The 11,387-nt window shown below is 57.1% G+C and carries 10 protein-coding genes; 1 reads left to right on the top strand and 9 read right to left on the bottom strand.

The features are described 5' to 3' along the window. The first annotated feature begins 2 nt into the window (after positions 1–2). Entirely contained in the window at positions 3–1,043 is a 1,041-nt protein-coding gene (locus PMI26_RS25900; RefSeq protein ID WP_007970749.1) for an AraC family transcriptional regulator, read from the top strand. A 31-nt stretch (positions 1,044–1,074) separates the two neighbouring features. Here PMI26_RS25900 and PMI26_RS31570 read toward each other — a convergent pair whose 3' ends face one another. The 9 genes from PMI26_RS31570 to PMI26_RS31770 form a co-directional block, all read right to left on the bottom strand. Next, positions 1,075–1,221: a hypothetical protein gene (locus PMI26_RS31570; RefSeq protein WP_007970751.1), complete on the bottom strand. Its 147-nt coding sequence runs from the start codon at positions 1,219–1,221 to the stop codon at positions 1,075–1,077. A 195-nt stretch (positions 1,222–1,416) separates the two neighbouring features. After that, the gene (locus PMI26_RS25895) at positions 1,417–2,277 is read right to left on the bottom strand and encodes a DUF2242 domain-containing protein (RefSeq protein ID WP_007970753.1); all 861 of its coding nucleotides are present in this window, start codon (positions 2,275–2,277) and stop codon (positions 1,417–1,419) included. 203 nt (positions 2,278–2,480) lie between these two features. Continuing rightward, positions 2,481–4,352 carry a SurA N-terminal domain-containing protein gene (locus PMI26_RS25890; protein WP_007970755.1) on the bottom strand — a complete coding sequence of 624 codons (1,872 nt, stop codon included), beginning with the start codon at positions 4,350–4,352 and terminating at the stop codon, positions 2,481–2,483. Between the two features lie 233 nt (positions 4,353–4,585). Beyond that, complete coding sequence (locus PMI26_RS0129350; protein ID WP_002552737.1) at positions 4,586–4,858, bottom strand: HU family DNA-binding protein; 273 nt, start codon at positions 4,856–4,858, stop codon at positions 4,586–4,588. 149 nt (positions 4,859–5,007) lie between these two features. Continuing rightward, positions 5,008–7,404, bottom strand: coding sequence for an endopeptidase La (gene lon, locus PMI26_RS25885; protein ID WP_007970757.1), 2,397 nt, complete (start codon positions 7,402–7,404; stop codon positions 5,008–5,010). Positions 7,405–7,565: 161 nt separating this feature from the next. Continuing rightward, entirely contained in the window at positions 7,566–8,849 is a 1,284-nt protein-coding gene (gene clpX, locus PMI26_RS25880; RefSeq protein WP_007970759.1) for an ATP-dependent Clp protease ATP-binding subunit ClpX, read from the bottom strand. Positions 8,850–8,961: 112 nt separating this feature from the next. Further along, a complete protein-coding gene (gene clpP, locus PMI26_RS25875; RefSeq protein WP_007970761.1) occupies positions 8,962–9,597 on the bottom strand; it encodes an ATP-dependent Clp endopeptidase proteolytic subunit ClpP in 636 nt (211 codons plus the stop codon). 93 nt (positions 9,598–9,690) lie between these two features. Then, positions 9,691–11,001 carry a trigger factor gene (tig, locus tag PMI26_RS25870; RefSeq protein WP_033047425.1) on the bottom strand — a complete coding sequence of 437 codons (1,311 nt, stop codon included), beginning with the start codon at positions 10,999–11,001 and terminating at the stop codon, positions 9,691–9,693. A gap of 124 nt (positions 11,002–11,125) precedes the next feature. Continuing rightward, a partial coding sequence (locus tag PMI26_RS31770; RefSeq protein ID WP_238540786.1) for a hypothetical protein occupies positions 11,126–11,387 on the bottom strand: 262 nt, incomplete at its 5' end.

Genomic DNA, 11,387 nt, shown 5'->3' on the forward strand with positions numbered 1-11,387 from the left:
CCATGAAACCGCAGCCGATGCGCCTCGGCGATCTGTCGGTAGGCTTTGTTCATAGCCTGGCCGATGCCGTGCGCAGTCATGGCGTCGATCCGCAGCCACTGCTCGATCAATACGGCCTCGACGCAGCGCGACTGAGCGAGGCCGGTGCCCGCCTGTCAATACCGCGCTACATGCGCCTGGGCCACAGCGCCATTCAACTGACCGACAACCCGGCCCTTGGCTTGCGCATGGGGCAGCTCAGTCGTCTGAGCCAGGTCGGCCTCGCAGGGGTCACCGCAGCCCAGGCACCCACAGTACGTGAAGCCGCGCGCTGCCTGATCCGCTTCGAAGCCTTGTACGGTTCCAATTATCGCGGCCAATCAAGCTTTCACGAAGACGCCCAAGGCGCCTGGCTGCGTTTCTATTCGATCAGCCCCTATAACGTCTACAACCGCTTCGTGGTGGATTCGATCATTGCCGGCTGGTTGCAGCAATTATCCAGCGTCAGCGCCATCGCGCTGCGCGCCGAACGTATCGAGATTGAATTCGACGAGCCCGATTACCGTGCGGCCTATGACGTGCTGGGTGACTGTCCGATCCAGTTTGGCAGCGAACGCAATCAACTGCGCTTGAGCCTGGCAAGCCTCGCCCAGCGCAACCCCGAGCATTGCCCGAGCACCTGGCGGCATTTGCTGCAACTGTGTGAGCAGGAGCTGGAACAACTGACACGCACCCGCAGCCTGCGTGAACGCATCATCGCGTTGCTGGGCCCCCTGCTCAATGGTGGCCGGGAGCCCGACCTGGAAGAAGTGGCGGCACGCCTGAAGCTGCCCACCTGGACCCTGCGCCGAAAACTTGCCGAGGAAGGCACGCAATTTCGCGCAATCCTCAATGAAACCCGTCGCGATCTGGCCATGACCTACATACGCGACACCGAACTGGCGTTCGGGGAAATCGCCTACCTGCTGGGCTTTGCCTCGGCCGAAGCCTTTCAACGCGCCTTCAAACGCTGGAACGGGCAGACACCCGGCGAGTTTCGCCGCAGCCATGGAAAAACAGCCTGAAGCCTTTAGCTGCGAGCGACAAGTTGGAGCTTTAAAGCTCGGTAGCGTCTTCTGCAGGCTCCAGCGGATCCAGTTCGAATGCCTGGTACTCGAGCAGTTCTTCTTGATAATCGTCCATTGTTGAATCCCCCAACCCGTATTGAAAAACGTCAGAACTAATGACCAATGCCTTGAGCATAAAGTGTCCGCATGAAAGAAAAATGACGCGGACACGACACTCCGTCGCTACTGAATAAAACGTAGCAGCTGGTCAGGAATTTATCATTGGTTTTTTTCGCGGGAGGCCGCAGGACAGCGGCCTTGTTTGACGCGGATCAATCAATGCGCTCGCTACGGGTTCGTGACTCGTTGGCCGACCCCGTAGCGCGAACAATCACTGGCCGGTGACAGGCATCGCCGGAATCGCCTCGCTCGGCGGCGGCATGTCGGTTGGATTTGTCGGTGGCGTGATGGTTTCTACCGACGGTGCCGGATCCATGTTCTGAACCGGGGTAATCGGTGCCGCTTCAGGCGGCGGCATGACCGGCTCAGAAACCGTTGGAGCGGGTTCCACTGGAGCAGGCGCCGGGGTTGGCGGGGTTGGCGGGGTTGGCTGTGCGGCCGGCGCAGTGGTTGCGGCAGGCGCCAGAGGAGCCGGTGCCACCTGGGCTTCAGGCATGCCCAGGTCTGTTTTCGGCTTTTCGGTGATGTGCGCAGCCTTTTTCGCTTCCGGCGGCAGGAACAGCTCGACCAGTGCAAAGAAACGCTCGTAGAACTTGGCAGACGAGACGGTTTCGCTGGCGACCTTCACCATCGAGTCGTCAGAGGAGCCGATCGGCATCGACACCGAGCCCAGCACGCCTACACCAAGACTGGCGGAGTTGTTGGTCTTCTTCAGCGCATAACGATCCTGCAGGGCGTTGGCGAACACAGTCGCATGGTGCCCTTCGCTACCGTCATCGGCACACACCACACTGAAACTGATCTCCATGTGGTTTTCGCCGGTCTGCTGGAAGCTCTTGTGACCGCTGACCAGCTTCGGATCGTTGCTGGTGATGATGTAACCCTGGCTGAGCAAGGCGCGGCGGGCGGCTTCACAGCTCTGGATATCGGTGACCGGATAGTTACGGGAAAAGGTGCCGGAATCGTCGAAGTTCTCATGCTCGTAGATGGCAGCCTTGTTCGATGAACAACCGGCTGCAACGGCCAGCACGGCAGCCACGCCGACAATCCGCATGGGAAATGATTTAAACATTGAACATCCTGAGGAAAACGGTTCGGGGCGTATTGTGCAACAGATCGATGCTTAGCGGAGCATCGATCGTGTCTTAAAACGGTTACAGGCTGATTGACCGCGGTTTTGCGTAAAAGTCACCGCGGCAAATGACGTACGGCCAAACGAAAAGACCCCGGCGTTTCGGCCGGGGTCTCCTGTGTCGCGCTAAACCTGGTCAGGCATCAGTACTTCTTGATGTCCGCCTGGCTTTCCAGCTGCTTGCGATACGCCGCAAAGTCTTGCTGGCCGATGCGCGACGCGAGGTAGCGACGGTACTGCGCTTTCTCTTCATCGGTAGGCGCCGCGGCTTCGTTCACGCCATTGAGGCGCACGATCATCAGGCTGCCATCCGCCAGCGTCACGCTGGTGAAGGTCGGCTTGTCCTTGGCCGCCGGCTTCGCCATGCGGAACAGCGCTTGCAGCACGGCAGGATCAACCCCTTCCTGAGCGCGAGTCGCCGCCTCGGTGACTTTCCAGGCTTGGCCGTCGACGGCCTGATCCAGCGGGGTCTTGCCATCGCGCAGATTGGCGATCAAGGCTTCAGCCTTGGTCTTGGCATCGGCGCTGGCGTGCTCCTTGGCCAGTTGCCCGCGGATGGCCGCATCAACGCTTTCCAGCGGCAGCTGCGAAGGCTTCAGGTGCTCCTTGGCACGCACCACGACCACGGTTTCCGGATCGAGCTCGATGGCGGTGCTGTTCGCACCCTCATCCAGGACTTCCGGGCTGAACGCGGCAGTGATCACGGCACGGTTGGCTGCAATACCCTCACCGCCTTCGCGGCCGAACGGCTTGGACGTCTGTACGGTCAGTTTCAGGTCCTGCGCCGGTTGAGCCAGATCGGACGCTTCGAACGAGGCGTCTTCCAGTTGCTTGCTCGCCTCAACGAAACGCTGCTCGACCTGCTGGGTTTTCAGCGCACGGGTCAGCTTGTCTTTCAGGCTGGCGAAGGTTGGCACTTCAGGTGCTTCCACACCCAACAGCTTGATCAGGTGAAAACCGAAGTCGGTGCGAACCGGCGCCGAAACCTGGTCCTTGGCCAACGAATACAGGGCTTTTTCGAACGCAGGATCGTAGACGCCAGGACCGGCATAACCCAGGTCACCGCCGTTGTTTGCCGAACCCGGATCCTGGGAGAACTCCTTGGCCAGTGCCTCGAACTGCTCACCCTTGGCCAGACGGGCCTGGATCTCTTCGATCTTCGCCTTGGCTTGTGCCTCGGTGGTCTTGTCGTTCACTTCAATCAGAATGTGCGCAGCCCGGCGTTGCTCGGACAGGTTCGCGATTTCTTTCTGATAGGCCGCTTGCAGATCTTCGTCGTTGACGCTGACCTGGTCGAAGAAGGAAGCCTTCTTCAACTCGAGGTAATCGATGACCACCTGATCCGGCGTCATGAATTCCTTGGCGTGTTCGTCGTAATAGGCCTTGACCTCTTCGTCGGTCAGCTTCACAGCCGCCGGGTCAGCCTTGATGTTCAGCGAAGCGAAATCGCGGGTCTGTTTTTCCAGACGGGCAAATGCCAGCACCTGCGCATCGGTCACGAAACCGCTACCGGCCAGACCGGCACGCAGCTGGCCAATCAGCATTTCCTGAGCCAGCATCTGGCGGAATTGCATGCGGGTATAGCCAAGCTGGCGAATCACCTGGTCGAAACGCTCGGAGCTGAACTTGCCATCAACCTGAAATTCCGGTGTTTGCAGGATGACCTGATCAAGTGCCGCTTCGGAAAAGGCAAACTTCGATTGTTCTGCGCCTTGCAGCAGCAGTTTGCGATCGATCAGGCCCTTGAGGGCCGATTCGCGCAACATTTTTTCATCCAGCAAGGAAGCATCGAAATCCTTGCCCAGCTGTTGCATAAGCTGGCGGCGTTGCATATCGACCGCCTGGCTCAGCTCGTTCTGGCTGATTTCTTCACCATTGACCTTCGCCGCTTCATTCTTGCTCGTCGTGGCCTGAAAAATGGCGTCGAAACCGGTCAAGGCCATCAGTGCAACGATGACCCCGATAATAGTCTTGGCAATCCAGCCTTGTGAATTGTCCCTGATATTCTGCAGCATGCGTCCCCCAGAAACGGTTGAACTTCAAAATTAGGCAACCGTGGAGCGTGGGTAGAATCCGGATAGAAGAAAGGCGCATCCGAGGATGCGCCTTCTCGTAACTGGCGGAGCGGATCAAGGACTCGAACTGGCGACCCTTGGTGTCTTGAACCGGCGACCTGCAGTCAGGACTGCCGCTCCGCTGCCAAGTCAGGCATGACCCCGACCCGGATGGGTAAAAACCTGAATCGAACTTAGTTGACAGCTTCTTTCAGTGCTTTACCGGCTTTGAAACCTGGTTTTTTGGCTGCTGCGATTTCCAGCGTCTTACCGGTCTGTGGGTTACGACCGATGCGAGCTGGACGATCGGTTACGGAGAAGGTACCGAAACCAACCAGAACAACAGAGTCGCCAGCCTTGAGAGCGCCAGTGACGGATTCGATTACAGCGTCCAGCGCACGGCCAGCAGCAGCTTTCGGGATATCAGCGGATGCAGCGATAGCATCAATCAGTTCCGACTTGTTCACTCTAAGTCCCCTTATATCTATTTGAGTATGATTCTAAGTTTTTTTGGTGAAAGCAAAAACGAGTGCTGAATGGCCTACAGACACTTAAGAGCCGCTTTATAACAAGGGCTCTAAAAAACTGTCAAGGAAGCCCCCCAGGCAAATACGTACTAATGCGTGCTAATTCTTTCCTTAGAATCCGCGTCGCGTTTCTCATCCTTCGCGACTATCTCCGGAGCCACGTCCGGCAAGGGCTCCGGCGCGTATTGCAACGCAATTTGCAGGACCTCGTCAATCCATTTAACCGGTTTAATCTGTAGATCCTGCTTGATATTGTCCGGAATCTCTTTGAGATCGCGCACATTCTCTTCAGGAATGATCACCGTCTTGATTCCGCCGCGATGGGCAGCCAGCAGCTTTTCTTTCAAGCCGCCAATGGCCAGCACCTGGCCACGCAAGGTGATTTCGCCGGTCATGGCGACATCTGCGCGCACCGGAATGCCGGTCAACGCCGAAACCAGGGCCGTGCACATGCCCACGCCGGCGCTAGGACCGTCTTTCGGGGTCGCCCCTTCCGGCATATGGATGTGCGTGTCGCGCTTCTCATGGAAGTCCAGGGGAATGCCCAGACTCTTCGCCCGACTGCGAACAACGGTCAACGCGGCCGTGATCGACTCGACCATCACATCACCCAGGGAACCGGTCTTGATCAACTGGCCCTTGCCCGGTACCACGGCGGCTTCGATGGTCAGCAGTTCGCCACCCACCTGAGTCCATGCCAGCCCGGTCACCTGGCCGATCTGATCCTGCTGCTCGGCCAGGCCATAGCGGAATTTACGCACGCCCAGGAAGTGCTCCAGCATGTCTGCGGTGACCTTCACCGAGAAGCGTTTTTCCAGCGCATGCTCCTTGACGGCCTTGCGGCAAACCTTGGCAATCTGCCGCTCAAGGCCACGCACACCGGCTTCACGGGTGTAGTAGCGAATGATGTCGCGAATCGCTTCGGCGTCAAACTCCAGCTCGCCTTTTTTCAAACCGTTGGCAGTGATCTGCTTCGGCGAAAGGTACTTCACGGCGATGTTGATCTTCTCGTCTTCGGTGTAGCCCGGCAGACGGATCACTTCCATCCGGTCCAGCAGCGCCGGTGGAATGTTCATCGAGTTCGAGGTGCACAGGAACATCACATCGGACAGGTCGTAATCGACTTCCAGATAGTGATCGTTGAAATTGTGGTTCTGCTCGGGATCGAGCACTTCCAGCAACGCCGATGCCGGATCGCCGCGCATGTCGCTGCCCATTTTGTCGATTTCATCGAGCAGGAACAGCGGGTTGCGCACGCCCACTTTTGTCATCTTTTGAATCAATCTTCCTGGCATCGAACCGATGTAAGTACGGCGATGACCACGAATTTCCGCCTCGTCACGTACGCCACCGAGGGCCATGCGTACGAACTTGCGGTTGGTGGCATGAGCAATCGACTCCGCCAGGGACGTTTTACCGACCCCCGGAGGGCCGACCAGGCACAGCACCGGACCACGAATCTTCTTCACGCGCTTTTGCACGGCGAGGTATTCGAGGATGCGCTCTTTGACTTCTTCGAGGCCATAGTGATCGGCATCCAGAATGTCTTCGGCACGCGCCAGATCCAGGCGCACCTTGCTCTGCGCCTTCCACGGCACCTGAACCAGCCAGTCGATGTACGAGCGCACCACGGTCGCTTCCGCGGACATCGGTGACATCTGCTTGAGCTTGTTCAGTTCGGCTGTCGCCTTGGCCAGGGCATCTTTGGGCAGGCCAGCAGCATCGATACGTTTTTTCAGATCTTCGACTTCATTGTGACCTTCATCACTGTCGCCGAGCTCTTTCTGAATGGCCTTCATCTGCTCATTCAGGTAGTACTCGCGCTGGCTGCGCTCCATTTGCTTCTTGACGCGGCCGCGAATGCGTTTTTCGACCTGCAGCAGGTCGATCTCGGCATCGAGCAACGCCAGAACGTGCTCGACCCGGGCCGACAGATCGATGATTTCGAGGATTTCCTGCTTCTGCTCGATCTTCAGGGCCATGTGCGCAGCCATGGTGTCCACCAGGCGGCCTGGCTCATCGATGCTGTTGAGCGACGAGAGGACTTCAGCCGGGACCTTCTTGCCCAACTGCACGTATTGCTCGAACTGCGACAGCAGGCTGCGAACGAATACCTCCGACTCGCGCTCTGGTGCGTCAACTTCGTCGATCAGGGAGACTTCGGCACGGCAGTGGCCGTCCACTTCGCTGAAGCGCTCAACGGCGCCCCGCTGCTCACCTTCGACCAGGACCTTGACCGTGCCGTCAGGCAGCTTCAGCAGCTGCAGAACGGTGGCAATCGTACCAACGCGGTACAGAGCCTCTTCACCGGGATCGTCGTCAGCCGGGTTTCTCTGGGCCAGCAGAAGAATCTGCTTGTCACCCGTCATCGCAGCCTCGAGGGCTTCGATGGATTTCTCGCGCCCCACGAACAGCGGGATAACCATGTGCGGATAAACCACGACATCACGCAATGGCAGGAGAGGCAATTCGATGGTGGTCTTCATGATTTCGCCTCTACGGCGGCCGTAAGGCCGTAAACAGATGGAAGTAAGCTTGAAACCAAGATGGGGGTTGCCTTGAAAAAAAACAAGCGCAAAGACAGTGTTAAAACGCACGAAAAGAAAAGGGGCCCGAAGGCCCCTTCTTTGTTCAAGCTGCGTGACGCTTAAGCGTCTGGCGCGGCCTTGGCGGTCGGCTCACTGTTTTCATAGATATACAGTGGCTTGGACTTGCCTTCTATCACGCTTTCATCGATCACTACTTTGCTCACCTCGGATTGCGAGGGGATTTCATACATAGTGTCGAGCAATACACCTTCGAGAATCGAACGCAGGCCACGAGCACCGGTTTTACGCTCCAGGGCACGCTTGGCGACCGATTTCAGAGCGTCGGAACGGAATTCCAGGTCAACGCCTTCCATCTCGAACAGCTTGGCATACTGCTTGGTCAGAGCATTTTTCGGTTCGGTGAGGATCTGCATCAACGCAGTCTCGTCAAGCTCGTCCAGCGTCGCAAGTACCGGCAGACGACCGACGAATTCCGGGATCAGACCGAACTTGACCAGATCGTCAGGCTCGACTTCACGCAGTGACTCACCGACTTTCTTGCCTTCTTCCTTGCTGCGCACTTCCGCGTTGAAACCGATACCGCCCTTGGTGGAACGGTTTTGAATAACCTTTTCCAGACCGGAGAACGCACCACCGCAGATGAACAGGATGTTACGGGTGTCGACCTGAAGGAATTCCTGTTGCGGATGCTTGCGACCACCTTGAGGTGGAACGGAAGCGACCGTGCCTTCGATCAACTTGAGCAGGGCCTGCTGCACGCCTTCACCGGAAACGTCCCGGGTGATCGACGGGTTGTCGGATTTGCGCGAAATCTTGTCGATTTCATCGATGTAGACAATGCCCATCTGGGCTTTTTCCACGTCGTAATCGCATTTCTGCAGCAGCTTCTGAATGATGTTCTCGACATCTTCACCCACGTAACCCGCCTCGGTGAGGGTGGTTGCGTCGGCGATGGTGAACGGAACGTTCAGCAAGCGGGCCAGTGTTTCGGCAAGCAAGGTCTTACCCGAGCCTGTCGGGCCGATCAGCAGGATGTTGCTCTTGCCGAGTTCGACGTCGTCATTCTTTTTGTCACGCTGATTCAGGCGTTTGTAGTGGTTGTACACCGCTACGGCCAGAACCTTTTTCGCACGCTCCTGACCAATCACATACTGATCAAGGATGCCGCTGATTTCTTTAGGCGAAGGCAATTTATGCGCGCTGCTTTCGGCCTGTGCTTCCTGCACCTCCTCGCGGATGATGTCATTGCACAGGTCGACGCACTCGTCGCAGATAAAGACCGAGGGGCCGGCAATCAATTTGCGCACTTCATGCTGGCTTTTGCCACAGAAGGAGCAATAGAGCAGCTTGCCGTTGTCCTCGCCGTTGCGGGTGTCAGTCATTCGTTCGATCCAAATCCGATAGGCTTGCAACACAAGATGAAGGCTATTGCGGGCTTTTTCAAGCCCGCAGGTGATCGGACCCGCCGACCAACCTTATTTTGAGCTGCTTATTTTAAGCAGGGCGCTGACTGATCACTTCGTCGATCAACCCGTACTCGCGTGCGGCTTCCGCACTCATGAAATTGTCGCGGTTGGTATCGCGCTCGATTTCTTCAAGCGTGCGCCCGCTGTGTTTGGCCATCAGCGTGTTGAGACGCTCACGAATGAAGAGGATTTCCTTGGCATGGATTTCGATATCCGACGCCTGGCCCTGGAAACCGCCCAGTGGCTGGTGAATCATCACACGCGAGTTCGGCAGGCAGTAACGCTTGCCCTGGGCACCGGCCGTCAGCAGGAACGCGCCCATGCTGCACGCTTGACCGATACAGGTGGTCGATACATTAGGCTTGATGAACTGCATGGTGTCGTAGATCGACATGCCCGCCGTCACCGAACCGCCCGGGGAGTTGATATAGAGATGGATGTCCTTGTCCGGGTTTTCCGCTTCAAGGAACAGCAGTTGCGCACAGATCAGGTTGGCCATGTAGTCCTCTACCGGGCCAACCAGAAAGATCACTCGCTCCTTGAGCAGGCGCGAGTAGATGTCGTAGGCGCGCTCGCCACGAGCGGACTGCTCGACAACCATCGGGACCAGGCCGCCTGCGGCCTGGATATCAGAGTTCTGCTGAATATACGAATTACGGAACATGCTCTGCAGTCACTCCCAAATAGTTATGTCTTGAATACGCATAAGCCAGCACGAAGGCTGGCTTATGGTGTTTGCTTCTTACCGCAAAAGTGATCAGTCGGCTTGTGGTGCTTCTACCGGCTTGACCGCTTCTTCGTAAGAGACCGATTTGTCGGTCACGCTAGCTTTCTGCAGAACAGTATCCACAACTTGCTCTTCCAGCACAACCGAACGAACTTCGTTCAGTTGCTGGTCGTTTTTGTAGTACCAGGACACAACTTGCTCAGGCTCCTGGTAGGCCGAAGCCATTTCCTGAATCATCTCGCGAACGCGGGTTTCGTCTGGCTTGAGGTCGAATTGCTTGACCACTTCAGCCACGATCAGGCCCAGCACTACGCGGCGCTTGGCTTGCTCTTCGAACAGCTCGGCCGGCAGTTGGTCAGGCTTGATGTTGCCGCCGAACTGCTGGACAGCCTGCACGCGCAGACGGTCAACTTCGTTGGACAGCAGAGCCTTTGGCACTTCGATCGGGTTGGTGGCCAGCAGACCGTCCATTACCTGATTCTTGACCTTGGATTTGATCGCCTGACGCAGCTCACGCTCCATGTTCTTGCGAACTTCGGCACGGAAGCCTTCCAGACCGGTTTCCTTGATGCCGAATTGAGCGAAGAACTCTTCAGTCAGTTCTGGCAGCTTTGGCTCGGAAACGGTGTTGACGGTCACGGTGAACTCGGCGGTTTTGCCAGCCAGGTCCAGGTTCTGATAATCCTCTGGGAAAGTCAGGTTCAGAACGCGTTCTTCACCGGCCTTGGCGCCAACCAGGCCATCTTCGAAACCAGGGATCATGCGGCCGGAGCCCAGAACCAGCTGGGTACCCTTGGCGGAACCGCCAGCGAACACTTCACCGTCGACCTTGCCGACGAAATCGATGTTCAACTGGTCTTCGTTCTGGGCAGCGCGATCGGCGACTTCGAAACGAGTGTTCTGCTTGCGCAGGATTTCCAGCATCTTGTCCAGATCGGCGTCAGTCACGTCAGCGCTCAGACGCTCGACGACGATACCGTCAAAACCGGCAACGGTGAACTCAGGGAACACTTCGAATACGGCTACGTATTCCAGGTCCTTGCCCGCTTCCAGGGATTTTGGCTCGATCGAAGGCTGACCAGCCGGGTTCAGCTTCTGCTCAACCACAGCTTCATAGAAGGAAGACTGGATCACGTCGCCTACAGCTTCCTGGCGAGCGTCAGCACCGAAACGGCGCTTGATTTCGCTCATTGGCACTTTGCCTGGACGGAAGCCAGCAATCTTGGCCTTTTGGGCGGTCTGCTGCAGACGCTTGTTGACCTGGCTCTCGATGCGCTCAGCCGGCACGGTGACGCTCATGCGGCGCTCAAGAGCAGTAGTATTTTCAACAGAAACTTGCATGGATATTCCTCGTTGCACAGACGTTAGCCGGCCGTTTCCGACCCCAGAATCAAGGGCATGCATTCTAGTGGGTCAAACTCAAGAAGTCACCCTACTGAAAACGGGTAAAAAAGCAGCAGGCAATTTATAGGTGCGAATGCACGAATGCACCTCGCCCCGATGGCAAATACAACCAATCACGCCAGGGCTCTGCGCCGACCGTTCCTATATGGAAGAGGTCGCCAATCATCTCCCTGACAGCCGATCTCGCAAGCAGGACCGGCGGACAGGACAGCATCATCGAGAAACATAAATACGACGAAACGCCCCGCCCCTGCGACCCGGAACCTGCGGCCACTGAAACAAAAAAGGCGCCAGACTTTTCAATCTGGCGCCTTTCGAAATAT

The organism is Pseudomonas sp. GM33, assembly GCF_000282295.1.
GTDB classification, from domain to species: domain Bacteria; phylum Pseudomonadota; class Gammaproteobacteria; order Pseudomonadales; family Pseudomonadaceae; genus Aquipseudomonas; species Aquipseudomonas laurylsulfatiphila.

What these genes read in the sequence shown, in the direction of transcription:
- PMI26_RS25900 (WP_007970749.1), top strand. Translation starts at nt 3, where the DNA reads ATGAAACCGCAGCCGATGCGCCTCGGCGATCTGTCGGTAGGCTTTGTT.
- PMI26_RS31570 (WP_007970751.1), bottom strand. Translation starts at nt 1,221, where the DNA reads ATGCTCAAGGCATTGGTCATTAGTTCTGACGTTTTTCAATACGGGTTG.
- PMI26_RS25895 (WP_007970753.1), bottom strand. Translation starts at nt 2,277, where the DNA reads ATGTTTAAATCATTTCCCATGCGGATTGTCGGCGTGGCTGCCGTGCTG.
- PMI26_RS25890 (WP_007970755.1), bottom strand. Translation starts at nt 4,352, where the DNA reads ATGCTGCAGAATATCAGGGACAATTCACAAGGCTGGATTGCCAAGACT.
- lon (WP_007970757.1), bottom strand. Translation starts at nt 7,404, where the DNA reads ATGAAGACCACCATCGAATTGCCTCTCCTGCCATTGCGTGATGTCGTG.
- clpX (WP_007970759.1), bottom strand. Translation starts at nt 8,849, where the DNA reads ATGACTGACACCCGCAACGGCGAGGACAACGGCAAGCTGCTCTATTGC.
- clpP (WP_007970761.1), bottom strand. Translation starts at nt 9,597, where the DNA reads ATGTTCCGTAATTCGTATATTCAGCAGAACTCTGATATCCAGGCCGCA.
- tig (WP_033047425.1), bottom strand. Translation starts at nt 11,001, where the DNA reads ATGCAAGTTTCTGTTGAAAATACTACTGCTCTTGAGCGCCGCATGAGC.